This window comes from Leptolyngbya sp. FACHB-8, from assembly GCF_014695575.1.
In the GTDB taxonomy this organism is placed as follows: domain Bacteria; phylum Cyanobacteriota; class Cyanobacteriia; order Elainellales; family Elainellaceae; genus Vacuolonema.
The window spans coordinates 56,997-79,389 of sequence record NZ_JACJOO010000075.1 but is presented as its reverse complement, the minus strand read 5'-3'; the positions used below and the strand labels follow the sequence as shown (position 1 = coordinate 79,389).

24 protein-coding genes are annotated in these 22,393 nt (G+C 50.9%); 6 read left to right on the top strand and 18 right to left on the bottom strand.

The features are described 5' to 3' along the window. Positions 1–70: 70 nt before the first annotated feature. The 7 genes from H6F91_RS21020 to H6F91_RS20990 all read right to left on the bottom strand — a co-directional run bounded on the left by H6F91_RS21020 (position 71) and on the right by H6F91_RS20990 (position 6,738). Positions 71–283, bottom strand: coding sequence for a glycogen debranching protein (locus tag H6F91_RS21020; protein ID WP_190771329.1), 213 nt, complete (start codon positions 281–283; stop codon positions 71–73). A gap of 759 nt (positions 284–1,042) precedes the next feature. Beyond that, positions 1,043–1,558: a GNAT family N-acetyltransferase gene (locus H6F91_RS21015; RefSeq protein ID WP_190771330.1), complete on the bottom strand. Its 516-nt coding sequence runs from the start codon at positions 1,556–1,558 to the stop codon at positions 1,043–1,045. A gap of 60 nt (positions 1,559–1,618) precedes the next feature. Further along, entirely contained in the window at positions 1,619–1,930 is a 312-nt protein-coding gene (locus H6F91_RS21010; protein WP_190771331.1) for a hypothetical protein, read from the bottom strand. A 667-nt stretch (positions 1,931–2,597) separates the two neighbouring features. Further along, positions 2,598–2,918 (bottom strand): hypothetical protein, encoded by a 321-nt coding sequence (locus H6F91_RS21005; RefSeq protein ID WP_190771332.1) that lies wholly within the window; start codon positions 2,916–2,918, stop codon positions 2,598–2,600. A 7-nt stretch (positions 2,919–2,925) separates the two neighbouring features. Beyond that, positions 2,926–4,476, bottom strand: coding sequence for an AAA family ATPase (locus H6F91_RS21000; RefSeq protein WP_190771333.1), 1,551 nt, complete (start codon positions 4,474–4,476; stop codon positions 2,926–2,928). A gap of 172 nt (positions 4,477–4,648) precedes the next feature. Beyond that, on the bottom strand, positions 4,649–5,230 hold the full coding sequence (locus H6F91_RS20995) for a 50S ribosomal protein L25/general stress protein Ctc (protein ID WP_190771334.1): 582 nt from the start codon (positions 5,228–5,230) through the stop codon (positions 4,649–4,651). Positions 5,231–5,406: 176 nt separating this feature from the next. Further along, positions 5,407–6,738 (bottom strand): adenylosuccinate synthase, encoded by a 1,332-nt coding sequence (locus tag H6F91_RS20990; RefSeq protein WP_190771335.1) that lies wholly within the window; start codon positions 6,736–6,738, stop codon positions 5,407–5,409. Positions 6,739–6,999: 261 nt separating this feature from the next. On the opposite strand from H6F91_RS20990, the gene H6F91_RS20985 reads away from it, so the two are divergent. Together H6F91_RS20985 and H6F91_RS20980 are read left to right on the top strand one after the other, a co-directional pair. Continuing rightward, positions 7,000–8,055 (top strand): adenosine deaminase, encoded by a 1,056-nt coding sequence (locus H6F91_RS20985; protein WP_190771336.1) that lies wholly within the window; start codon positions 7,000–7,002, stop codon positions 8,053–8,055. Positions 8,056–8,241: 186 nt separating this feature from the next. Then, positions 8,242–8,718: a thioesterase family protein gene (locus tag H6F91_RS20980; protein ID WP_190771337.1), complete on the top strand. Its 477-nt coding sequence runs from the start codon at positions 8,242–8,244 to the stop codon at positions 8,716–8,718. 223 nt (positions 8,719–8,941) lie between these two features. Here H6F91_RS20980 and H6F91_RS20975 read toward each other — a convergent pair whose 3' ends face one another. Beyond that, positions 8,942–9,487, bottom strand: coding sequence for a cell division protein SepF (locus H6F91_RS20975; protein ID WP_190771338.1), 546 nt, complete (start codon positions 9,485–9,487; stop codon positions 8,942–8,944). Between the two features lie 455 nt (positions 9,488–9,942). Between H6F91_RS20975 and H6F91_RS20970 the strand changes: the two genes are divergently transcribed. Continuing rightward, positions 9,943–10,185, top strand: a complete 243-nt coding sequence (locus H6F91_RS20970; RefSeq protein ID WP_190771339.1) for a hypothetical protein — start codon at positions 9,943–9,945, stop codon at positions 10,183–10,185. Positions 10,186–10,236: 51 nt separating this feature from the next. After that, complete coding sequence (locus H6F91_RS20965; protein WP_190771340.1) at positions 10,237–10,440, top strand: hypothetical protein; 204 nt, start codon at positions 10,237–10,239, stop codon at positions 10,438–10,440. A gap of 139 nt (positions 10,441–10,579) precedes the next feature. Here H6F91_RS20965 and ureG read toward each other — a convergent pair whose 3' ends face one another. From ureG to H6F91_RS20935, 5 genes are all read right to left on the bottom strand, one after another. Continuing rightward, the gene (gene ureG, locus H6F91_RS20960) at positions 10,580–11,188 is read right to left on the bottom strand and encodes an urease accessory protein UreG (protein WP_190771341.1); all 609 of its coding nucleotides are present in this window, start codon (positions 11,186–11,188) and stop codon (positions 10,580–10,582) included. Positions 11,189–11,665: 477 nt separating this feature from the next. Further along, positions 11,666–12,361, bottom strand: a complete 696-nt coding sequence (locus H6F91_RS20950) for an urease accessory protein UreF (protein WP_190771342.1) — start codon at positions 12,359–12,361, stop codon at positions 11,666–11,668. Then, positions 12,351–12,803 carry an urease accessory protein UreE gene (ureE, locus tag H6F91_RS20945; RefSeq protein ID WP_190771343.1) on the bottom strand — a complete coding sequence of 151 codons (453 nt, stop codon included), beginning with the start codon at positions 12,801–12,803 and terminating at the stop codon, positions 12,351–12,353. Before ureE ends, H6F91_RS20950 begins: the two co-directional genes overlap by 11 nt. Positions 12,804–13,026: 223 nt before the next feature. After that, on the bottom strand, positions 13,027–13,332 hold the full coding sequence (locus H6F91_RS20940; RefSeq protein ID WP_190771344.1) for a hypothetical protein: 306 nt from the start codon (positions 13,330–13,332) through the stop codon (positions 13,027–13,029). A gap of 502 nt (positions 13,333–13,834) precedes the next feature. Beyond that, on the bottom strand, positions 13,835–14,164 hold the full coding sequence (locus H6F91_RS20935; RefSeq protein ID WP_190789459.1) for a YbjQ family protein: 330 nt from the start codon (positions 14,162–14,164) through the stop codon (positions 13,835–13,837). Positions 14,165–14,288: 124 nt separating this feature from the next. Here H6F91_RS20935 and H6F91_RS20930 point away from each other — a divergent pair, with 124 nt between their 5' ends. Next, on the top strand, positions 14,289–15,431 hold the full coding sequence (locus H6F91_RS20930; protein ID WP_190789458.1) for a tetratricopeptide repeat protein: 1,143 nt from the start codon (positions 14,289–14,291) through the stop codon (positions 15,429–15,431). A 62-nt stretch (positions 15,432–15,493) separates the two neighbouring features. On the opposite strand, the gene H6F91_RS20925 is transcribed toward H6F91_RS20930, so the two are convergent. The 5 genes from H6F91_RS20925 to H6F91_RS20905 form a co-directional block, all read right to left on the bottom strand. After that, entirely contained in the window at positions 15,494–16,126 is a 633-nt protein-coding gene (locus H6F91_RS20925; RefSeq protein ID WP_190770310.1) for a hypothetical protein, read from the bottom strand. 107 nt (positions 16,127–16,233) lie between these two features. After that, on the bottom strand, positions 16,234–17,469 hold the full coding sequence (locus H6F91_RS20920; RefSeq protein ID WP_190770311.1) for a type II secretion system F family protein: 1,236 nt from the start codon (positions 17,467–17,469) through the stop codon (positions 16,234–16,236). 293 nt (positions 17,470–17,762) lie between these two features. Next, complete coding sequence (locus H6F91_RS20915) at positions 17,763–18,875, bottom strand: type IV pilus twitching motility protein PilT (protein ID WP_190770319.1); 1,113 nt, start codon at positions 18,873–18,875, stop codon at positions 17,763–17,765. 102 nt (positions 18,876–18,977) lie between these two features. Then, entirely contained in the window at positions 18,978–20,981 is a 2,004-nt protein-coding gene (locus tag H6F91_RS20910) for a GspE/PulE family protein (protein WP_190770312.1), read from the bottom strand. After that, the gene (locus H6F91_RS20905) at positions 20,974–21,234 is read right to left on the bottom strand and encodes a hypothetical protein (RefSeq protein WP_190770313.1); all 261 of its coding nucleotides are present in this window, start codon (positions 21,232–21,234) and stop codon (positions 20,974–20,976) included. Before H6F91_RS20905 ends, H6F91_RS20910 begins: the two co-directional genes overlap by 8 nt. A gap of 315 nt (positions 21,235–21,549) precedes the next feature. Between H6F91_RS20905 and grpE the strand changes: the two genes are divergently transcribed. Beyond that, positions 21,550–22,236, top strand: coding sequence for a nucleotide exchange factor GrpE (grpE, locus tag H6F91_RS20900; RefSeq protein ID WP_242035903.1), 687 nt, complete (start codon positions 21,550–21,552; stop codon positions 22,234–22,236). Positions 22,237–22,393 lie beyond the last annotated feature (157 nt).

Sequence of the window (22,393 nt, the reverse complement as noted above, 5' to 3'; positions counted from 1 at the left end):
AGGACATAGAATATTAGGCGCATCTTCGTTGTCTGCCACCCATCAAAAAACTGCGTAAGTCTTTGAATAATTAATCCAGTTTGAGAGAGTTAACGGGGACATCATCCCAATCTTCAACGGTACGTAGGCGGGCGATCCACCCCATTGCCTTCTGCTCGTCCGTCAGATTCGTTTCAAACGAGTCGTGACATGCTTCGGCCTGTTCCTGGTTGCAGCAGGCAATGCAGGTGTAAATCAACCCGGATGGGTCGATTTGTTCATTTACCCAAATGGTTTTTGCCATAGGTCACAATCCAATCCGATGTTGTACGCTATGTGGAACTCCAGGGGGTGAGGCTAAGACCCAACTCACCAGAGCCTTCTATTAAAAGTTTAGGACGGCTTTTGAGTGGGCGATCGCTTTCTTACAAGAACGTAAGCTTTTTATAAGGTGAAAGGCTCATGATGTAATGGATTCAAGGATGCCTTTAGTTGCATGTTGAGGCTGCTTTTAAAAAGAGCGATTCATGTTGTGGGATGTCCGTTCTGCAAGTCTTTCATGAAGTCAGGTGTTGCTGAATGGAGCGATGCGATGGAATGGAAACTGCGGTTCTACACCCATCGCATCGCTCCATTCAGCAACGGATAGAATCAACTGTTTTATCATTAACGAAGTTGGTTACGCACATCTTGCATCTTTGCTGAAACTCAACCCCCGAAACCGTATTTCCCGTTGCGAAGTGACGAAAAAATAAGGGTTCTAGAATTTGCTGCAAGAGCTAAATATCACAACCCTCCTGATATCGCCTTACGCACTTTGGTTCGGACAGATTATTTTAGAAAAGCTGCGCTGAGCGTGGCTTCTCTAAAATAACCTCAGTTCGGGATAAGCTGAAGTGCTCATTTTGGCGTGCGCAAAGCGCACGCCAAAATGAGTGTTTTCGAGTGCCGCGCAACGCGCGGTACTCGAAAACACCCTTAACCCGAACTCAGGTTAAAATAATCTTCCTGGTTCCGGATAGAAGCACATATACTCCACAAAACTGTGTAAGTCCTGTAGCTCCTAGGCCGGGCTAGATTCTGCCTGAGATGCCAGAGTGGCGATCGCATCTCCCGTTACCCGGCAAATGCGCCAGTCGGGCAATACGGTAGCTCCCATCCGCTCATAGAAGGCGATCGCGGGCGCATTCCAGTCCAATACGCTCCATTCCAGACGCCCGTAACCCCGCTCCTGAACAAGGCCAGCTAAGTGGCTGAGCAAAGCTTTTCCAATCCCCAACCCCCGATACTCGGACTTTACATAAAGATCCTCAAGGTACAAGCCAGGCTTTGTGAGAAAGGTTGAGTAATTAGTAAAAAATAAAGCAAATCCAGCGGGTTGATGATTCCATTCCGCCACAATCGCTTCGACAACTGAAGGATTTCCACTCAAATGTTGAGCTAAGTCGGCAGCGCTGCCTGTCACCTGATGGCGCAGTTTTTCATAGTCGGCCAGTTCGCCAATCAAGGCAAAAATTAAATCGGCATCAGCCGCCGTCGCCGAGCGCAGCGTTAGCCCAGTTGAAGAGGTATCGGCCATGACATCCAGAACGCAGAGATTATTCCACTGCCTCTGATGCTACCGCGAGTTCAGCGTTTCTTATAAAGCCTGTAGCTCGCTAGCTGCTGAGAAAGATACTGGTAGCACAGGCTTAGCAACTTCCGTGCCAACCTGCATCGCTCTTAAATCTGTCCAAATCCGATAGTGATGCTCGGTTCTTGTAATGATGCATGTTAGCTTCTGTCGTCGTAGATCCAGGCAGATCTCCCTTACCCGCTCTAAATTCCCAGCGTTAAGGGTTTCCACCAAATGATACAGCCGATTTTGATAGCTCACTCCCTTACAGAGATTGCCATCTAAATAGAAACAGAAGGGTTTTACAGAGGTCTCATTAAGAACGATCGGCGACATGGTAGATGCTCAAGCTAGACGTTTCAGGAATAGGCGACCTACCGAACCATCACAGGAAAACTTACTTATTCTTGTAAAACGATATTTTACAAAGAACATCCGTGATTTCCCCAGGAATTTTGAAGGATTCACAAATTCTTCTCATCCTGGTTCCGGAAAATATCTCGCGGGGAGGTTGCTTGTTATTCCTACTATGACACCAAGGTGGAAATGAACCTAAGTTTAGTGGCGATGCTTTGCACTACCTTCAAACTTATTACTTCGGCAATATAAAGAGAGTGATGGTTTGCTGCACCCCCGCAACAAAGCCTCAGTCTCTTTGTACTACGTTACACGCTTAGAACCAGGCAGTTTATTTTTGAAAAGCTGGGCGGAGCCCAGCTTTTCAAAAATAAACTGCCCTAACTAGATGATGTAACGCTATATCACCGGGTTGGTGAGTTCATCTTGCCATTTACTATTCAGCGGTTTAAGTTTGCCTATGTTTGATCGTACGGAGTGCAGAGTGCTCTACACTACCAAACATAGGCCAGTTTCCGCTATGCCTAATAGTATCCCATCATAGGATTTTAACAGGTCATTAATTTTGAGAGGTAGGATGTGCGGGCCAAGCTCACCCCATCCTATCTCTCAGAATTGGTGTCGTGAAGTATTAGTACCAGGAGTACTATCGACGAGGCTTAGAGGAACGGTCGATCCGCCGACCCCAACGCCCAAATATAGAATTTCCTACCTGGTTTCGCTCCTCAACTCGTCTGCGAAGCGTAAATCGGCCCCGCTCGGAGGAACCCTCTCCAGTTTTGTCTATAGGCTTTGCCATAGGTGGGGGCGTTTTGAGGTTTAAGTTCGCTGCAATCACGCCCCCCGCAAAACTGCCAATTAGAGCCCAGAGGATGGCCAGCACTGCCGGATAGCCCAGGAAAAAAAAGGTGAGTAATAGAATGAGCCAGAGCTTAAGGCCAGTGCCAATACCGTTTCTGTCTACCATGGCGAGGTCATGCGCTTTGAATTTGCTGCACGATTGGGTCTAGTTGGGGTGTAATGTCTTGGGTGCTCTCCAGCGTTGTCACGTAGGATTGCTCGCTGTCGAGAAATGACTCGAAATATTGCTGAGCCAGTACTTCTACGGTGGCATCAGCAATATCATCCGTGCGTTTTTGCAGGCGATCGCTCAACACCTCTAACGGAGCCGTGCAATGTAGCAGCGTCAGGGGAAGCTGATGGTTTTTTGCTTGAATGATTGCTTCCTGCCGCACCTCTTGTCGATCATACTTGGCATCCAGAATCACTGTGTACCCCTCTGAAGCCAGAGCCACACCCAGATCTAGCAACCGCTGATAAGTCTTTTGGGTCATTTCAGGGGTGTACAGGCTGGCATCGCCTCGTTCCTGCAAGGCAACTCCACCTAAGTGCTTACGAACTGCATCCGAACGAATGTGAATGGCCCCGGTGCGGGCTGCTAAAGCGCGAGCTGTTGTGCTTTTACCAGAACCCGACAATCCCGACATCAGAACCAGTTGTCCTTTGCGCGGTTGGGTATATTCCCACGCCAATCGGTAGTACTGAGCAGCTGTATCACTGGCGGCCTGCTTCTCAGCGGCGGATGCTCCTGCGTCATTGAGCAGGAAAGAGATAACCTTCGCACGCACGTAGGTTTGCCGATTGACGTAGATTGGCAGCACTTGTAACCCTTCCCAATCCCCCGTTTCCTCGAAGTAAGTATTAAGGAACAGAGCTCGTAGGTCAGGGCGCTGACGGATATCCAGATCCATCACAATGTAGGCTACGTCGTACATGACGTCCACGAAGCGGAACGGCTCGTTGAACTCGATGCAGTCAAACAACCAGAGTTCGTTATTCCAGGACGCGATGTTTCGCAGGTGCAGATCCCCGTGGCACTCGCGGATTTTATCCTGCTGTACTCGCTGTTCGAAGAGGGATGTGCGATCGCCAAAAAAACGATCGGTATAGGCCTGGGTTTCATCAAACTGCTGCTGAGTTTGAGGTCCGCCGATGAACCCCACAGTCTGCTCATAGTTCTCATCAAAGGCTTGGCGGATTTGCCCAACGGCACCGAACCCTCGAATGTAATCGTTAGTAGGCGTCGTTTTGTGGAATGCCGCGACTTTGACGGCCAGCTGTTGAATTAATGCTTCCGTCAATTCGCCCCGGTCATATAGGCTGCTTAACAAGGCATCCTGCGGGAACTGCCGCATCTTGACTGTGTACTCGACAGCGTTCCCTTCATCCCCGAGCTGATACTCGCTATCTACCTGGCTGATGGGCAGTACCTCCAGATACAGTGCTGCCGCTCCTCGTTGGTTGAGCCGCAGCTCTTCCTGGCAGAAGTGTTGCCGCTTCTCCAAGGTAGAAAAGTCCAAAAAGCCAAAGTTGACTGGTTTTTTGACCTTGTAGACATAATCGCCCGTCAATAGAACATAAGAAACGTGTGTTTGAATTAGCTCGACGGGAACTGTCACCGGGTGGGGGTAAAACTCCGGTTTTTGCATGGCTTGAATCAAGGGGGGCAGGCTGGCTTCGGTCATAGGGATAGGTTGTAGAAGGATAGGCGGACATAAAACTAAGGAGGGGGCGATCGCCCCCTCCCAGTGTCTCAAATGTTGCTAAAAAACAGTTGAGTATGGTCAAGTTTTTCAAGGGGGTTCCATAGAAACCCCTGGCTTATCAGGACGTAAGTGCTACGTCCCCGTTCAAGCCTTATTCAGCAGCGGCACCCGCATCCGGACGGCCCTGCAGTACCGAAACGATAATGGTTTCGGGATCCAGTTGGGTTTGAACCCCTTCCGGCAGGTTCAGGGCACCCACATTAATCGCGTCCCCTACGGCCATGTTGGTTACGTCTACTTCAATGAAGTCAGGCATGCGATCGGGCTGACCTTGTACAGGTAGTTCGTTGATCACGGTGTCTAGCATACCGCCGTAGCTCTTCACACCTTCAGATATGCCAACGAAGTGGATTGGTAGCTTAATATCAATGCTACCGTGAGCCGCAAAGGAGAAAAAGCTGAGGTGGTACAACGAACCCTTAGAGGGGTGGGTCTGTACTTCGCGCAGCAGGGTCTTGCCGCTCCAAGAGATTTCGGGAACGTTGACGGTGATCACCGTGTTGTTGATCACTGCTTTCTTCATCAGACGCTCTGCTTCGCGGCCTTCAACCACCAGGGCTACAGACTCGGTGCCATTATGGCCATAGAGCACAGCCGGGATCTGTCCACCACGACGGATGGCGTTCGGCTTGGCATTCTCAGGCCGGGTTTTACATTCAAGGGTCAGTTCCATAACTCATTTCACCTTAACTACGAAAAATTGACACGCAAAGCCGTTGCACGAAACGCACAAACCTTTATTATCTCGCCTCTACTCCAATTTGGGGGAACCAAATTCAGACCTATGATCTGGCTAATTTTCGCGGGGAGCTTCGACCCCACGAAAATTAATAGAGGCAAAACAAGCCATTAAGCTCCCGCCACTTCCTGGGTATAGAGCAAGGCCCGCTTAGGGCCATGGATGGGATCTTCCACAATAATGGTCTGATCCCGGCTGGCTCCCAGAGAGACGATCGCAATCGGCACATCCATCAATTCTGCCAGGAACTTGAGATAATCCAACGCTTGTTTTGGCAGATCATCCAGGGTGCGGCAGTCGGCGGTGGATTGCTTCCAACCCGGCACGGTCTTGTAGATGGGACGGCATCGAGCAAACACCCGCGCACTGGTAGGGAATGCCTCAATCCGCTGGCCGTCGATGTCGTAGGCTACGCAGACTTTGATCTCGTCCATTTCATCCAGCACATCTAGCTTGGTGATGGCCAGGCAGTCGAGACCGTTGATGCGTACGGCATAACGTCCGATCACGGCATCAAACCAACCGCAGCGCCGTTTGCGCCCAGTGGTAGTGCCGAACTCAGCGCCGCGATCGCACAGCTCGTTGCCCAGATCCCCATCCAACTCCGTTGGGAAGGGCCCTTCTCCCACGCGAGTCGTATAGGCTTTTGCCACGCCAATGACCCGATCGATAATCGTTGGGCCAACCCCTGCACCGACACAGGCTCCCCCCGCAACCGGGTTAGAGGATGTAACGTAGGGATAGGTGCCATGATCGAGATCGAGCAATGTACCTTGCGCGCCTTCGAACAAAATGTTCCGGCGCTTCTGGACGGCCTCAGCAATTCGCAGCGAACTGTCCACTACATGGGGACGTAGCCGCTCGGCATAGCCCAAGTACTCTTCGATAATGCCCGCTGGCTCCAGCGGAGGCAGATCGTAGAGTTTTTCCAAAACTGCGTTCTTATGCATGATGGCCCAATGGAGCTGCTTCCTCAGCCCGTCGGGGTCCATCAAGTCGATGATTCGGATGCCAGTACGCTCCGATTTGTCCGCATAGGTGGGGCCAATGCCGCGCCCCGTGGTACCGATCTTGTGATCGCCACGGCGCTCTTCCGACGCCTTATCAATGAGGCGATGGTAGGGCATGGTCACATGAGCTGTCTCGGAAATCAAAAGATTGTCGGTCGAGATGCCCAATGCGTGAAGTTGATCCAGTTCACCGAGCAAAACCTGGGGGTCAATGACGGTGCCGGAACCGATGATGCACTCTGTGTTGGGGTACAGAATGCCAGAGGGGATGAGATGGAGTTTGAAGGTTTGCCCCTGTACGACAACGGTATGGCCGGCGTTAACGCCCCCTTGGTAGCGAACCACCATATCGGCCGACTTACTAAGTAAATCGGTGATCTTGCCTTTCCCTTCATCGCCCCATTGGGCACCAATGACTACAACGTTTGCCAAGACTCTAAAGTTGCTAAAATTTATCGAAATATCCGCAAACTCCCATTATCAGCAGCTGGTGTCACAGCTGTCAATGATGAGTTGCTGATTGCCCCATAAGCCAGATTATTTTTCCTGGCTTGGCTCTCAGGTTGGTTACGGTCATTTTTTTAGCACAAAGCCCCATTCTGTCTACGTTCTCAACGTTTCAAGATCGGCTTCGTTGTGTCAGCTTCCAGAGATAACCGTTTATTCAATCCCTAATTTTCTGAGAGGTATTTTGTGGCTCTATATGCGGAATTGCACCGTCACTTGGGGGGCTCCGTGGTTCCCCGTGTCCTATGGCGTTATTTTCAGCGAAATCGACAAGATTTAACCGAGCGGTTTACCGCTTATCCGGATTTTGAGGAATTCTATACCCGTCCCCGCAACACGTTAGACGAATACCTGGAACTCCATACGATGGTGGAGAGTGTGCAGACGGAAGACACCCTTCCCTATTTCATCTACCGTTTGATGCGGGGTGCCTATGTGTTCGAGAACCTGGCGTACCTGGAGTTGCGCTATACTCCCTTCCTTCGAACACCGGAACATCTGGAGCAATCTGAACGAATTGAGCTGATGGGCCAGATTGTCGATATCGTCGGCAAGTCCAGCCAGATTGGGGAGTACCCCATTGTTACCAGCCAAATCCTCTGTATGCACTCGCGCTTGCCCTACGAGGTAAACAAGGCCATTGTGGACTTGGCAGCGCAGTACCCACAATATGTGTGTGCAGTGGATCTAGCGGGTGGAGATGCTCATTATCGCGATCGCCTCGACGAGTTTATTCAACTCTACGACTACGCGCGCTCCCTCGGTCTCAACACCACAGGGCATCTGTACGAGACGACCGAAGGCTGTTACCCCGAACTCCTGCCTTACCTGATGCGGATTGGTCATGGGATCCAAATTCCGTTGCTCCATCCGGAACTGTTGCCTCAGTTGGCCCAGCAAGGCCAGTGCCTAGAGGTATGCCCCACCACCTATTTAAAGACGGGCACCTTGCAGGACTTGCATCAACTGAAGTTGGTGTTCGATCGCTGTTTTGAAGCTGGGGTAGACATCGCCATCTGTACCGACAACGCTGGGCTGCACAACGTGCGCCTGCCATTTGAATACGAAACCCTGCTAACCCACGACATTATCAGCTTCCAGCAGTTGCAAGCCTGCCAGGATGCTGCCTTCCGCCATGCCTTTGCCTGGAAGTACGAGCGTCGGCCTGAGCGGATTCTCAGCAGTATTTTGCATCCGGAATCCTTAGGTGACGAGGATGTTGCAGTGGGAGCTGATAGGTAGGTTCATTGATCGTGGATGCAGGCCGCGATAATGAATCTCAATTTTTCCAAATTCCATTTTGTCGCTGCAACGTGGCGACAAAATGGAATTTTATTCGATAGCAAGTCCCTAAACAAATATCTATGTCATAACGACCCGATTCTAGTCACAATAGAGAATGCTGGTTTTTTGGATTGAGCGATCGCCATGCCGTTTACCTATCAACGCACTGTCCGCTTTCAAGACACCGACGCTGCGGGGGTGGCCTATTTTGCCAACATCCTCTCCATGTGTCATGAGGCCTACGAGGCATCATTAGGGGCAGCAGGCATCAACCTCAACCAGTTCTTCTGCTATCCCCGGATTGCGATTCCTATCACCCATAGCACCATCGATTTTATGCGTCCGCTCTTCTGCGGCGACGATATCAAGATCTACACCACCCCCAAACAAATTAAGGATGGTGAGTTTGAGGTGGCCTATGAAATCTATGTTATTGAAGTTGTCGATCGCGGGGTCAAAGAAGTTCAGGAATCCTGTGCGGCACGGGCCTTTACGAAGCATGTCTGCATTGACTCTGCAGCCCGAGTACGAACATTCATTCCTGATGAAGTCATGAAGTGGTTGGTCAAATGGGGTGACGCCAATCAGATTGCCGCCATGGAAACGGATTTGTTGCTATAAGCTGGTTAGTCTTGGTGAATCAAATATAGTGAAGCCCTTGCAGGGACGTTGCATGTAACGTCCCCGCAAGGGCGTTATATCCTAAAAAAATCTCAGTTCGGGATAAGCTGAAGTGCTCAATTTGGCGTGCGCAAAGCGCACGCCAAATTGAGTGTTTTCGAGTGCCGCGCAACGCGCGGCACTCGAAAACACACTTAACCCGAACTCAGGTTAAAAAAATGAGTTAAAAACCTTGCGGCTGAATTGGAAAATTTGTGCTTGCCCAGGGGGAAACACCCGGTGGTGTTGGCTGGGCCAGAACCGGCGTAGCCGAAGGCGGGGGTGGTGGTGGGGGAACTGAATAGCTGCTGATTTGCACGTTGTTCGGGGTGAACAGGAAAATATGTTCTCCTAGACGTTCCTGATGGCCATCAACGGCAAAAGCTCCACCGGCAACATAGTCTGCTGCCCGTTGAGCCTGCTCAGGTTCCATTAACCCCAGATTGAGCACAACAGATTTTCGCTCTTTTAAGGCGCGTACCGCTTGAGGAATTTCTTCGAAGGAACGGGGTTCCATCAAGAGGACCTCTGGATTACCTGAAGGGAGACCGGGCATACCCACGACGTTGCTATTAGGTGTGGTTGGGTGGCGACGACGGGAAGCTCCAGCCGGGGCTTGCGGGGGGTAGACCTCTGGGTAGGACTCCCCTTCGTAGCGGTACTCCTCGTCATAAGTGTCTTCGTACTCGCCAATACCCAGAGCGTCTTGAAGTCGTTGGAAGATACTCATAACGACGCGTCCTAGAACTAGTTCATGTGTTCTATTTTAGCGTGTGTTTTTCAGTTCATCCAAATTCGTTGCAAATTTTGGCATAGAACCATAAAGGTTTCTGCCGCAAGGTAGTACTACCTCTCGATACAAGGACGTTCAGACCCCCATATCAACAGGTCTGGAACTTAACGAGTTGTTCGAAGTACTAATAAACACGCTGTGAGAGGTACTCTACACCTTGCTCAACACACTGGGCATTCTCCCTAAGTAAGAATTGTGCTCGAATTTCGTGGGTTGTGACGCACATCACAGGAAATGCTTTGTTCTGTCACCAGCGAGGACGCTTCTGCGTCACGGGATAATCCCTGTAAAATCACCATCTTTAGGGGGGTTCAATCACCTGATCAGGCGAAGTTTCACGGGATAGTAAACATAACGAAACGAGAGTTCCAAAACGTCCTGAGAGGTGTATCGTGACACAGCAGAAAGCCCCCCGTAAGCCGCTCCGTGAAATTACTCCAACTTATTGGCGTCGACTAATTGAAGCCGGAATTCCCGTCGATGCAGCTAATGCGATCGCCTGGGCGATCGCCCGCTACGACGCGGCTCACCGTAAACCGAGCTACCGCCAGAAGCAATTGCTTCATTACTATTGCCCGTTGATTTGTCGGGCGGGGCTGTGGCGATCGCACCTCCTACTTGCATCACTGGCCTAAAACCCACGCCGACCCCATTGCAACGAAAACCAACTGTTTAGGGAGAAAACCATGTCTTCATCTGTGACCGTCCGTGAATTTGCTCTAGCCCAAGCCGCTCTGGAACATGGCGTTTATTTTCTGGAGTTAGGAGCTGATCAGCGGGCTGCTGCTTATTTCCGGTTCGCTGCTGAGCATTTGCATGGACTCTCCAGCCAATTACTGATTGCTGATGGTACAAGCCCCTTGAAGCGTCAGATTGCTCGTGAACAGTAATTGTGGGCACGCATCCGGCCATCGTAATTTTGGGGCTGATGGAATGACCAAAAGATTTGAAGTGGGGGATGGATAACCATCCCCCACTTCACGTTACTGGCATTCATTTTGAATGTGCTTGACACACGCAAAATGGATGTCACCGCACCAATTGACCCATGTGTAACTGGATAAACTCCACGATGCTGGGTAAGCCTTCCTCCGTTTTTAGGTTGGTGAAGACGAAGGGCTTGTCGCCACGCATTTTCTCTGCATCCCGCTGCATGACCCCCAAATCAGCTCCTACCATCGGAGCCAGATCAATTTTGTTGATAATGAGCAGGTCAGAGCGGGTAATTCCTGGGCCACCTTTACGGGGAATTTTGTCGCCAGCCGCTACGTCGATGACGTAGAGGGTGAGATCGACCAGTTCGGGGCTAAAGGTCGAAGCCAGGTTGTCACCCCCGCTTTCCACAAAGACCAGATCGAGATTTTGAAACCGCTGCTCTAATTGTTCGAGGGCTACCAGGTTAATCGACGCATCTTCGCGGATAGCAGTATGAGGGCACCCTCCTGTCTCGACCCCAATGATGCGATCGCTTTCCAATGCCTGATTACGCACCAGAAACTGAGCGTCCTCCTGGGTGTAAATGTCGTTGGTGACGACTGCCAGGTTGAGGCGATCGCGCAACGTTTTACATAACCGCTCCACCAGAGCGGTTTTCCCTGACCCCACTGGCCCCGCGACTCCAACACGAAATGGTTGCATAGATTTCTTTGAGAGGCTGATAACGATGTCGGCAATGACCCTGCATTCTACCGCAGCCAATTTGAGAAGTGGTTGCGATCGCCCCCCCTCAAAACCTTGAATTTCCGTTAAACTATCTGGCCAAAAACCACCGATTTATAAAGTGTCCGAAATTGTACGGATTTTGCTGTGGAGCCGTCGAGGAGTATTTGCGTAACCATTCAACCACCAGGTTGCTGCATCCTAAGGAGTCTCTACCCACTATGGAAGCGTTCGGATTTTTTCAACTTCCCTTTGCTGCGACGACTGAGCCCTCTGTGAATTCTCGCGCCTCTAATCAGAAGCCCCAGCCGTCTCCTAATACTCAACATTCCGCCACAGAACAGCCGAAGAATCGATCAATATCCCAGGATGACATTACAGAAATGGCCAATAACCCCGTGTTTTGGATGATGCCATAGTAAGTTTTTTGTATGGCTAGCCCACCAAACCAATGCTCTAACTTCGATAGAGGCGGGTGTAAAGGGTTTCGTGATTCATGCTGGCGATCGCCACACCCCATCCACAAGCATAAAATTCTTCCGGGGCAAGTTCCTGCACCTCAGTCGCCACGACTTCAAGCACAGCCGCGAGGCGTGCCAGCAAAAGCTGCCCTTTCGTTTGTCCTAACGGAATGAGCTTTACGCCACCGGTAATGAGATTAGTAGCCCAACTTTGCAGGTAACTTACGACTGCGGCATGACAATCAATGTGCCAGTGTTGGGCTGCAACTCCATACGCGATCGCAAAGTTGCAAGGCTCACCTATGGCCTTTAGGGTTGGTGCAAGGCTGGGTTCCAGTTCTTGAAGAAGACGTTGGAGCGATCGCCCCATCTGCCAGCTCTGCTCCCGTAGTTCACTTGTTTCTCTCAGAGCTGACAGCCAATTGTTCCACTGCTCTATAGCAGTCATATCTTCATTCTGAAGGGCTCGCATAACCTGAGCTACGATGGCTGCTTCCAGCCGTATAGCTCCCTGCTGCAATTCTGCAATGATCCAGTTTTCCAAAGCTTCTACTTGGCAGAGCACCCCATCCTGAACCAGGGTTTCTAACCCTTCAGAATAGGTGTAAGCTCCCACAGGTAAGGCAGGACTGGCCAACTGCAGCAAACGCGACAATGCGAGCGAGTTAGTGGCAAGCGAATTAGTGGGCATGGGCATGACGATGGCTGTGACCGTAAGCTCCTGTTTCCGGATGGAACGGCTGAGTTTCCTCAACCACGCTTAATCCCATCTGTTGCAGCATAGATTTCAGCACTGAATCTGGGGAGAGTCGTAAATAATGTGGGGTCACTTCCAGGGAGACATGGCGGTTACCCAGGTGATAAGCGGCTCGTAACAAATCCAGTGGATGTTCTGTTGTCACCGTCATAACAGGCTCAGGTCGAGCACTGACGCGCACCCATTCTCCAGACTCAGCCTGTAATAGGTCGCCGTCCTGTAGGACGGTGCCCCGGGGAAGCTGCACATAAAACGAGTGCCCATCTTCTGTGGTGAAGTGATGGCGCGATCGCGTTCGCTCCTCTGCAGTCAGGGCTAGAACCAGGGCGGTTTGCGTCGTTCGGTTGGCGGGATGCCGTTGGGTTAGCACTAGCATGGCCAGGCTCTTGGTCTACAGGTTATAGGACATTGGTTTGAATAACCGTAACATGAGGTGGCACAGTGCAAAGCGCTGCGCCACCTCATGTTACGGCCTGACCAAGACTCAGACTATAATCCTTTGCAACAAGCCTTGCGCATTCGTATTCCGGGCCAGGTGTAACCTGCTTCACAATACGAATGCGTAAGTCACAGCAAGTACTGATTCTGTGAACGGTTACTTATTCGAGAAGCTGATTAAGTTTCTGAATATCTGGATTAGTTTGCTGCTGCTTGATGTGTTGATACGTCTGGGCCAACTCCTCGGCAAAACGTTCCTCGATGGCCTCGGCTTCTACCCGGGTGGGATAAGCTGTGTAAATCGCTGTGCCAAGTTGTGAACGGAAGAGCGTCGTTGCCAAATCTTTCAGAAGCATGCGGTCGACATGGGGGCAGAACGTTTCAGCCGCTTCAGCTTGCCGAATTTTCATTTCAGCCTTGTGGCGAATGAATGCCCGAACGGGATAGGAGCTATTGGTGAGTTCCATAATCTTTGTTGTGACGTGAGGGGGACTTTTGGGGTTTGGATAGGGGTTTGCGATAGCATAAGATTCCTTATGCATTAACACAATCCATATGCCTAACTAAAGAAGCTATAAGATTACTTTATAGCGTATCCAACATCATTACCCCGCGTCGTCTATCTTATGGGTCACCCATAAAATAACCTGTAATTGTTTTTGAGAGAGCGGCTTCACCCCTTCCCAAAAACAATTGTTTCCAGGGACAATCTGCTCTGAAATACAGCATTCTCCGCTCTAGTAGGCTGCGGCCTAAGTTCGCAACCTATGTTTTTGTGTAGGGTGCTTCGCACCCTACACAAAAACATAGGTGATGGATTTCCGCCTCAGCGTACTAGTGAGGTGCAAGAGGATAGGACGAAGTTCTACATCCTCTCGTACCTTACTAGAGCGGAAGGGTTATCTCTTAATAGAAGAGGGCGGCTGTAGGGCACTACTCCCTTCTACAAAAGGCCTATCAGTGGCCAGATTAGCCTTGAGTCCGTACAGCAGTTCCTGTGGCCGTAATTAATAGCAATACCCCTGTTTCGTCCAGTTTAATTGTGCCTGTAGAAACACGAATTCCAATGACAGCATTTGCTCCTAGTTGAGCGGCTCGGCGTTCTAGCTCAACCAGAGCATCCTGTTGACCCTTTTCGAAAACCCGCTCATAGCTAGCGGTTCGGCCTCCAATAATGTCGCGAATGCCGGCAAAAAAATCGCGAAGAGCATTACTTCCGTAAACTACTTCAGCGGTCACGATACCGAGATAAGCATCGATTACGGATCCCTGAAGTACGTCAGTTGTGGTTAAGATCATAGGCTGGATCTCTATACGAGACAGTTTTTTCTAATTGAACCGGATCGGGTTGCATCCGAAGAGAATGAATCGGATAATTTCACGTTCACTGGTTTGATGTTGTGTCTGATTGGAGAGTAGTTCAGTGAATCGGCAAACGCTTCTTACTATGGGAGTAGCTCTGGGCGGATGGCTTCTCCTGCAGCCTCCTGTCCTGGCTGCGGCCCATGAGGCTGTTTCGAGCACCGACCCATCTGGCGATGTGTTGATGCTGGCTCAGCAGCAGGGTTCAGGGAACCAGCAGACGGGCCGCCAGGTCAACGAATTGTTACGTCAGGGTCGTGACCTAATGCAACGGCGCAATTATGCCGAGGCGGTACGGATTTACCAACAGGCGGCAACACTGGAGCCTGACAACGCTCGTATTTTTTCAGCCATTGGCTTTGCCTATGTCAGCCTGAACGACTTTGAGGAAGCGATACCCGCCTATGAACAGGCGATCGCTCTAGAGAATGATAACTCTGATTTCTATTTGGCCCTCGGGTTTGCCCAGGCCAACCTGGAGAATTATGACGCTGCTGCGGATGCTTACCGCCGCGCTACCCAGCTACGCCCCAATAATGCTGATGCTCAGGTTGGTTTAGGTGTTGTACTGGCTCGCCAGGGTAAATATGAGGAAGCTCTAGAGGCTTATCAGAGCGCTGGAAGTCTACAACCCAACAATGCTGTAATTCAAGATGCCATTGGGGCTGTTTTGATTCAGCAGGAGCGTTATGACGAGGCAGTTACGGTCTTACGTCAGGCCGCGAATCAAAATCCTCGTAATGACAGCGTTTTTGTCAATCTAGGGGTAGCCCTTCTAAACGCAGGGAATACGCGGGAGGGTCTAGATGCTCTGAAGCGAGCTTCTGAGCTGGAGCCGCGTAATGGTCGCATTCTTCTGCAAGTCGGTGACGTCTACCGGGCTCAGAACAATCTGGAGCAAGCGGAGTCCTACTACAACCGTGCAGTTTTGGTGCAGCCCGATCTCACAGAGGCTCAGGCTGCCCTTGGCAATATCCAGCTTGAACGGGAAGACTATCTGCAAGCAATCCTGACCTTCCGCCGCTGGACCGAAATATCGCCCAATAACGCAGACGCGCACTACAACCTTGCCTTGGCACTCGATGGGCGTGAGCGTCGGCAGGAGGCGATCGCCGCCATGGAGCAGGCCCGCTCCTTATACGAAGCGCAAGGAAACTCGGAAGGGGTTGCCCAGGCTGACGAACATCTTGATGATTGGGATTAACAATAGCCTGATAAAGAAGAAGCGGGGTGCTTAGCACCCCGCTTCTTCTTTATCAGCTTCAGCTAGAACCCTTCCCCTATCTCACCCCACGTGTCATCGGATAATGGTAGGTAGGAAAGATCGTCTGCCTCTTCAATCAGTTCAGGTTCTTCGGCATCAGCCACATCAACCTGCTGGATCACAAAGGGTAACCCTGCTCCCCGCAACCCCCGCCGAATACGTTCTGGGGTGTCGGGAAAAATCACGAACAATGGGTAGGTATCTTCTGCCGCCTCATTCAGAATGTGCTTGTAGCGGTGAGGCATCACCCACTCATAGTCACGATTCAAGAGCATTTGCGTGTGGCGCCAGCGACTCAGTAAATCTGAGAAGTCCTCTTGGGGGCGGTGAATGAATACGAAAATCTCAGAGCCCGTTTTAATCTTCCACTCCGGGTCACACATGAGGATGCCCACATCACAGGGCAGCAGCACCGTCTCGGATGTTTTGACGGTGGCCACTCCCCCATCCCCCGCTAGATTCGTGTGGCGAACTCGAACCACTGGCAGGGGGATGGTAATGACACTGTCGCTGGGGCGGCGCATACTCGGCACCATTTCCAGGTAGGAGCGGTACTGCTTGAGGAGCGCGATCGCCCCCTGATGGTCGCAGTACTCCGCCAGCAACTCTTCATATTGGGATTGTTTAACCGTCATGTTGTAGGGCTCCCTAAAAGTGCCGGTTATGAGCTTGGAACAGATCCTAAAACCCGATTCCGCCGCTGTTCATCCCTCATGTTGAGGAGATTTAATGGGCTAAGATTTTAACCGATTGCGTCCATGACCTTAAACATCGGTAGATACATCGCAACCAGAATCGAACCAACCATGCCCCCCAGGAACACAATCATGATGGGCTCCATAACGGAGGTTAGGGCTTTTACCGACTGTTCTACCTCATCCTCATAGAAGTCGGCCACTTTGAACAACATGGAGTCCAGTTCCCCGGTTTCCTCCCCAATGCTGATCATCTGGATCGCCATGATAGGAAATACCTGCTCTCGCTGAAGAGCCATGGTAATCATGCCACCGGTTTGCACTTCTCTGCGGGCAGAATCAATCGCATTGGCAACCACCTGGTTTCCCGAGGTATCTCGCACAATTTCCAGCGATGTCAGGATGGGTACCCCAGAGCGCGATAAAGCACCAAAAGTACGGCAGAAGCGAGCCGTTGCTGTTTTTTGAATCAGGTCACCAAACAACGGCATCTTGAGGAAGAACCGATCCATGGTTTCCCGGCCGACCCGAGTTTTGTAGTATTGGCGGTAAGCAAAGACCAGAAGGGCTACAACCGCAATTAGCGTGATGGAATAGATGGGAGTTCGCAAAATTGCGCTGATGTTTAGCATGATTTGGGTAAACATAGGCAGCTCTGCACCCAATTCCTCAAACACATTAGCGAAGGTGGGCAGCAGAAAAACGCACATCCCGATGAAAACGGAGACCGCAATCACGCCTACGGTGATGGGGTATGCCATCGCAGACTTAATTTGGTTCTGCAATCGGGCGATATCTTCCAGAAGCTTAGAGAGACGGTTTAATACTTCATCGAGTACCCCGCCCACTTCTCCAGCCTGGATCATGCTGACATAGAGACCATCGAAGCACTGGGGGTGCTTGCGCATGGCATCCGATAGGTCAGTCCCCTGCTGCACATCTGAGCTAATTTCTTGAAGTGCTTTCTTCAGCTTAGGGTTGGGGCATTGATCGGCTAGTACTCCCAAACCTCTTACCATGGCAACGCCTGCATTTACCAGGGAGGCAAATTGCCGCGAGAAAATCGCTTTGTCCTTCACGCTCACGGACGCGAAGGCCGTACTAACTTCCTTCATATCGAAGTTATTGATGGTTTCCATCAAGCTTCGATCCTGGTTAATTTCCTGCACGAACAGACCTTGCGATCGCAAGGTAGTCCGAACATCCGTCGGAGTTTCCGCCGTTACTTTACGTCGGACGGGGTTACCTTTAGCATCTCTGGCACGGACAACATAAGTAGGCATAGCTCTATCACAAGCAGAAGTAAAACGAAGAGTGGAAATGTGAGGCTATCGAGTGGGTGAATTAATGAAGCGACAGCAGGACAGGATATTGGATGCCTCCATAATAGCCACAGGGTTTAAGGTAGAAAATAAATCCTGGGCTTTGGGCTCTTTAAAAAACAAAAAATTAAAGTTGAACCGCTAACTGTTTTACGTTCACGAAGAGATAGAGCCCTTTCCTGATGGTTGGAGATGTCCCCAACGGAATCGGTTGCTTTTCGTGCGCCAAGCACACGAAAAGCAACTCTTTAAGATTAACGGGATTGAACGGCTGGACGGGCCCCTGGGCCACCAGCTCCAGCCATCAGCCGCTGCAATTCATCAGGGCGAGAGGTCTTTGACATTGCCGCTTCAAAGGAGATCTGGCCTGCCTTATACATGTCGGCTAGAGCCTTCTCCAGGGTAATCATGCCCAACTTACCGCCGGTTTGAATCGCAGAATAAACCTGAGATGTTTTTCCTTCCCGAATCAGGTTGGAAATAGCAGGGGTTACGACCATGATTTCTTGAGCCATGATCCGCCCAAACTCGCCAGGCTTAGGGTTCTTCTTGGATACCAGGGTTTGACTGAATACCGCAATCAGCGAGTTGGAGAGCTGTACACGAACCTGCTGCTGTTTCTCGGCAGGGAACACGTCAATGATCCGGTCTACCGTCTGGGCGGCAGAACTGGTGTGCAGGGTGCCCATAACCAGGTGACCGGTTTCTGCGGCAGAAATTGCCAGAGAAATGGTTTCTAAGTCCCGCATCTCACCCACCAGTACAATGTCTGGGTCTTCCCGCAGCGCGGCTCTTAAAGCGTTGGCGAAGCTCTTGGTATCTTCGTGCAACTGACGCTGGTGAATCAGACTTTTAATCGGTTCGTAAACGAATTCGATTGGGTCTTCAATGGTCAGAATGTGTTCAGCCCGGGTGCGGTTGATCAGGTCGATCATGGCCGCCAGAGTGGTCGTCTTACCGGAACCCGTTGGTCCTGTCACCAGAATCAGACCTCTGGGCTTTTCGGCCATTTCTCGCACAATGTCGGGCAAACCCAGTTTGTCAAAGTTGGGAATTTTGGAACTCAATGCCCGGAGACAAGCTGCATAGGTGCCCCGATCCTTATAGACGTTGACCCGGAAGCGCGCCAACCCTTTCACGCCGTAAGAGCAGTCCAACTCCCAAGTCTGTTCCAAAGTTTTCCGTTGGGTGTTGTTGAGCATGCTGAAGATTAGACGCTGACATTCTTCTGGGGTCAGCGGTTCATCTCCAATGGGGGTCAAGTGACCGTTAATTCGGAAATAAGGGGGTACTCCAGCCGATAGGTGCAGGTCAGACCCTCCCATTTCGATCAATTGCTCCATCAGGTCTTCAATCATCAAATCCATGGGCATGGGATAGTCTCCTTCAGCAAATACATGGGTTAGTAAAGAGCAACGAAACCAAAGATTCTATAGCCGATTGCAAAGCCACGCAAAGTTCAAGGAGGATTAATCCTGGAAGCGTGGTGTTGTGCAGAAGGGACAATCTAACCACTCGGGTCTCAGTTCCGCCGCACAATTTCGACAGGTGAGTGATGTTTTCCGTTTCGCCTTTAGCTCCGACTCCAAGCCGGTGTCGGTAAAGGTAACTCGTTCGACCTCTTCTAGGGTGGTTGCACCCTGGCGTACAAGGTCCAGGCTGTAGGCTAACAGGGTCTTCATGCCCTCATCAACGGCTACTTCCTTAATCCGCTCTGTTGGAGCGCCTTCTGTAATCAAGGTTTGCAGTTGTTCCGTCACCCGCATGACTTCGTAAACGCCACAACGGCCCTTATAGCCAATTCCTCGGCAGGCTGAGCACAATGTGTTGTTGCTTTTCGCTGCCTGAATCTCCTCCACTGATAGAGAATTAGCTCGGTAGAAGGTAATCTCGCCATCACGGGATGCCGACAAGCCAAAACGAGCCAGTTCTTCTGGGGTGGGGTTGTAGGGAATGCGACACTCGGCGCAAACCCGACGCATTAGACGCTGAGCCAACACACCAATCAGAGAGCTGGATACCATGAAGGTTTCTACGCCCATTTCTTCTAAGCGGGCGATCGCACTGGCCGCGTCATTGGTGTGCAGTGTTGTTAATACAAGGTGCCCCGTTAGCGCCGCTTCGATAGCAGTCTTGGCGGTTTCCTTGTCCCGAGTCTCACCCACCAGAATGACGTCTGGATCTTGTCGTAGGAAGGCTCGCAGAATTGAGGCAAAGTCCATTCCTTTTTCCCGAATCACCTGTACCTGGGTGATCCCAGGCAAGGAATATTCAATCGGGTCTTCAGCAGTACTGATGTTTACGCCTGGGCTATTACGCTCTGCCAGAGCCGAGTACAGGGTAGTCGTTTTACCCGAACCCGTTGGCCCTGTTACCAGAATCAGACCGAAGGGACGGGCGACCATTTCCTGCACAATGGTTAGGGTGTCAGGATCAGTGATGAGCTTGTCTAGGCCAAGCTGAGTGGCTGAGTTGTCGAGGATCCGCAACACAACCTTTTCTCCGTAACGGCTGGGCAGGGTGTTGACCCGGAAGTCGACCTTGCGACCGTCAAAAATTCGACGAATCCGGCCATCCTGAGGCATCCGACGTTCGGCAATATCCAGGTTGGAGATAATCTTGAAGCGAGCGGTTACCGCCGGAATAATCTTTTTGGGCAGGGGATCAAAGGCTTCCCGCAGTACCCCGTCTTTGCGGAAGCGAATCCGCAGGTGTTCTTCCTGGGGCTCAATGTGGATGTCAGATACCCCTTCTTGTAGGGCTTTTACCAAAATCTTGTTAACCAGAGCGATGACTGGAGCTGCCTCTGCATCCTCCAGAGCGACGTCCAGGTTGGACTCAATATCATCGTCCGGCTCTTCCAGGTCGAGGTAATCCAACCCTTCCAGGTCGGCCTTCACATCAACTTTGGATTGTTGTTCAAGTTGCTTTTGCCGCTCGACCTGCTCATCTAAATACTCAGAGATGATGCGCTGGTAGTCTTCGGCTGTAATAACCATGCGCTGTAAGGCCAGCCCCTGAGGCCGCAGAATGCGGTTGAGATCATCCTGAGCTGCCAGGTCATCGGGATCGACCATTGCAATCAGGGCGGAGGGGGGTTCTCCCTCTGTCTTCGACACAGGAACGAGGCGATACCGCCGACACAGGTCGACGGGGATCAGGGTGTCAATCAGTTGACCTACCTGGGCCGTGGAAATCTGACTGATCTCGGGGTCAAGCGATTCAACCCCGTAGAGAATCTTTAGCTCAAATAACTGTTGCTTCTTATACTGACGCAGCAGATCAGGGGGGAGCTGCTGGCCCGTAATCATTTGAAGAACGTCGGTTAGGGGTCTACCCGTTTTGCGGCTCTCAACCAGCGCCTGCTGCATCTGCTCATTATTGACATAACCCGACTGGATGAGCTTGTTGCTGAAGGGGGAGAAGTTATGCTGAACAACCAGCGCGCGGCGCTGCGAGGAAGAGTTAGCCATGGTTAATCCAGTGTTTCTGTTTCAGTCGTAGATTGAGTATTCCCGCAAACATAAAGGTTTGATAACAGGAAGGCAAAATTTCGTAGAACCGATCCCGGGGAAGATGGATTTGATGGAAATAATAGTTGATGATAGGTAAACTTTCCGTAAAGATACTAGATCGCCCCAAGTCTAGGGTTAACCGTTGCGGAATCGGATAGCCCAGTCCTGGAGGCCGGAAGAATTTGAGCTTAAAAGGCAACCTTAGCTTCATAAATATGGTTGCCAGATCGCTGGGCGATCGCAAATCTATGCTTAAAACCCTCCTGAAATCGTTAAAATCAACAGATAGTTAGATTCGACGCCAGTTTGTGGGTTTATGCCGACTGTTGGATGTCAATAAAATCTTGTCAGTGAATACCTTGTCAGTAAAATACCTCAGTAGGATAGGCTTGTACGAGTGTTCGCTGTCAGCAGCGATGCATCTTATATAACACAGGCCAGGTTGAGTCGCTAACCGCAAGACTTATGTTCGGGTAGCGTCTGAGGTTTGTTGCAAGAGAAGCCAGTCGAGGAGATGGAGCAAGGCATGATGTCCGATGGAATTGAAGAGATGCAGGCTTCGGAACAACAGACCATTTCCCAGGAAGGAAGTGGGGCAGATGTTGTTTCGGTTGAAGATGCTGTTCCAGTTGAAGGCAGTGAAAATTTAGGCTCTGATGCAACTGGGGAAACCACGGGTGGAGCCAGTGCGGAAGAGTTGCAGCAAGAAATTGCCTCATTGCGGGCTCAACTGGACGACCGTACAACTCAATTTATGCGGATTGCGGCAGATTTTGATAACTTCCGTAAACGCACCCAAAAAGAGCGGGAAGACCTTGAACTTCAGGTGAAGTGCTCGACAGTGATTGAGATTTTACCTGTGGTGGATAACTTTGAGCGGGCGCGATCGCAAATTAAGCCCCAGACGGAAGAAGGGCTTTCAGTTCATAAGAGTTATCAGGGCGTTTATAAAGATTTGGTCGACCGTCTAAAGCGCATTGGGGTAGCTCAAATGCGTTCTGAAGGTCAGGAGTTTGACCCTAATTTTCATGAAGCCGTTCTTCGAGAAGCTAGTGCTGAGTACCCCGAAGGCGCTGTGATCGAAGAACTGGTACGGGGGTATACTCTGGGAGAACGTGTCCTGCGCCATGCCATGGTGAAGGTTGCAGCAGCGCCAGAAGATGGTGGATCTACCGCTCCAGAATCTAGTACTTCAGAAGCCTCGGAAGCGTAAGTTCTGGTTAAATGCCCCTAATTCATGGAAAACCATCAGAAACTTCATCAACGTTGCTAAATTTAACGAGCAAATACTGATCGCTTTCCGAGCATTTGCGGAATACTTGCAAGAAATGAGTTCAGTTCTGAGGGGCTCTGTACTCATTTCCCCCTGA

What these genes read in the sequence shown, in the direction of transcription:
- H6F91_RS20975 (WP_190771338.1), bottom strand. Translation starts at nt 9,487, where the DNA reads ATGAGTATCTTCCAACGACTTCAAGACGCTCTGGGTATTGGCGAGTAC.
- H6F91_RS20995 (WP_190771334.1), bottom strand. Translation starts at nt 5,230, where the DNA reads ATGGAACTGACCCTTGAATGTAAAACCCGGCCTGAGAATGCCAAGCCG.
- H6F91_RS20915 (WP_190770319.1), bottom strand. Translation starts at nt 18,875, where the DNA reads ATGGATTTGATGATTGAAGACCTGATGGAGCAATTGATCGAAATGGGA.
- H6F91_RS20940 (WP_190771344.1), bottom strand. Translation starts at nt 13,332, where the DNA reads ATGGAACTCACCAATAGCTCCTATCCCGTTCGGGCATTCATTCGCCAC.
- H6F91_RS20980 (WP_190771337.1), top strand. Translation starts at nt 8,242, where the DNA reads ATGCCGTTTACCTATCAACGCACTGTCCGCTTTCAAGACACCGACGCT.
- H6F91_RS21010 (WP_190771331.1), bottom strand. Translation starts at nt 1,930, where the DNA reads ATGTCGCCGATCGTTCTTAATGAGACCTCTGTAAAACCCTTCTGTTTC.
- H6F91_RS20935 (WP_190789459.1), bottom strand. Translation starts at nt 14,164, where the DNA reads ATGATCTTAACCACAACTGACGTACTTCAGGGATCCGTAATCGATGCT.
- H6F91_RS21000 (WP_190771333.1), bottom strand. Translation starts at nt 4,476, where the DNA reads ATGACCGAAGCCAGCCTGCCCCCCTTGATTCAAGCCATGCAAAAACCG.
- H6F91_RS20950 (WP_190771342.1), bottom strand. Translation starts at nt 12,361, where the DNA reads ATGCCCACTAATTCGCTTGCCACTAACTCGCTCGCATTGTCGCGTTTG.
- H6F91_RS20925 (WP_190770310.1), bottom strand. Translation starts at nt 16,126, where the DNA reads ATGACGGTTAAACAATCCCAATATGAAGAGTTGCTGGCGGAGTACTGC.
- ureE (WP_190771343.1), bottom strand. Translation starts at nt 12,803, where the DNA reads ATGCTAGTGCTAACCCAACGGCATCCCGCCAACCGAACGACGCAAACC.
- H6F91_RS20905 (WP_190770313.1), bottom strand. Translation starts at nt 21,234, where the DNA reads ATGAAGCTAAGGTTGCCTTTTAAGCTCAAATTCTTCCGGCCTCCAGGA.
- H6F91_RS20965 (WP_190771340.1), top strand. Translation starts at nt 10,237, where the DNA reads ATGTCTTCATCTGTGACCGTCCGTGAATTTGCTCTAGCCCAAGCCGCT.
- H6F91_RS21005 (WP_190771332.1), bottom strand. Translation starts at nt 2,918, where the DNA reads ATGGTAGACAGAAACGGTATTGGCACTGGCCTTAAGCTCTGGCTCATT.
- H6F91_RS20920 (WP_190770311.1), bottom strand. Translation starts at nt 17,469, where the DNA reads ATGCCTACTTATGTTGTCCGTGCCAGAGATGCTAAAGGTAACCCCGTC.
- grpE (WP_242035903.1), top strand. Translation starts at nt 21,550, where the DNA reads ATGATGTCCGATGGAATTGAAGAGATGCAGGCTTCGGAACAACAGACC.
- H6F91_RS21020 (WP_190771329.1), bottom strand. Translation starts at nt 283, where the DNA reads ATGGCAAAAACCATTTGGGTAAATGAACAAATCGACCCATCCGGGTTG.
- H6F91_RS21015 (WP_190771330.1), bottom strand. Translation starts at nt 1,558, where the DNA reads ATGGCCGATACCTCTTCAACTGGGCTAACGCTGCGCTCGGCGACGGCG.
- H6F91_RS20910 (WP_190770312.1), bottom strand. Translation starts at nt 20,981, where the DNA reads ATGGCTAACTCTTCCTCGCAGCGCCGCGCGCTGGTTGTTCAGCATAAC.
- ureG (WP_190771341.1), bottom strand. Translation starts at nt 11,188, where the DNA reads ATGCAACCATTTCGTGTTGGAGTCGCGGGGCCAGTGGGGTCAGGGAAA.